Annotated in this window: 1 pseudogene; it reads right to left on the bottom strand. The window is 46.1% G+C overall.

What is annotated here, in order from left to right:
• Window positions 1-896, bottom strand: a pseudogene (locus R7E78_RS24700) (serine/threonine-protein kinase); the annotation flags it as partial.
• Window positions 897-1,026 lie beyond the last annotated feature (130 nt).

The raw sequence follows: 1,026 nt of genomic DNA, 5'->3' as shown, positions 1-1,026 counted from the left end.
GAATAGCGCAGTTTTGCGGCAGAGCGTGTCGCGCGTCTAATGACCCAGTAAACATCAGACCAAACGCGCGGTGACGGAAACATCATCGCGAGAATTTTACCCAGAGAGTACACATCGCTTTGTGCCGTCAGAAACTGACCAGTCTGTTGTTCTGGACTGGCAAAGTTTTGGCTAAACGCAATTAATGCGGGTGGGGATTCGCCACCGCTGTTTTACACTTTCTGCGTCAGATTGAAATCGAGCAATTTCGGTCGTTTATTTGGGTCAATCAGGATATTTTCAGGCTTGAGATCGGCGTGTAACACGTGGTGATGATGCGCGTGTTCCATTGCCTGGCAAATCTGCTTAAACAGCGTGAGCTTCTCTTGGTCTGTCAGCGTGACATCGACAAGATAATCATCCAATGTTTGGCCAAACACGCGCTCCATGACGATGTAAACCGAGTCGTCATGCAGGCCGCCGTCAAAGACTTTCGCAATATAAGGGTGATTTAAACGTGCTAGTAGCTGCGCGTCATCGAAAAGTGCCCGTTGTCCGAGCACATTACTTAAATTGCTTTGGATGAATTTGATCGCAAGATCTTGCTCGAAGGTCTCATCTGCGCGTTGCGCGGCATAAACGACGCCCATACCACCACGCCCCAACTCATGAGTTAGGCGATACTTACTGATCACTTCGCCACTAAGGTCGATCTCGCTGCTGGTCGCTTGATGAGCGCCAAAGTAAAGCAATTGCGTTAATCGCTCTTCTGGGGCTTCATGGGCTAAAAGGGGCGCGAGTTGAATGTATAGCTCAGGTTGACTCTGTTGCAATTCTTGGAGGTATTGCTGCTTTTGAGAGTCGTCCAGATCAAGAAGATGATAATAAACTTGGGTTTCGCTGGAGCCTAACTGCACAGTGCCTGATATCTTATTGTTTTACGTGCGCTATTTTATAAGAAACTCAATATTAATGTCATTTATTTATTCGTTTTGCGAGTGTTTCTTTAAAAACAACTCTATAACAATAAGTGCATGATTTTATTGT

The organism is Vibrio sp. YT-19(2023), from assembly GCF_033337395.1.
Note: the sequence above shows the minus strand (reverse complement) of the source record. Positions and strands in the feature narration are given on the sequence as shown.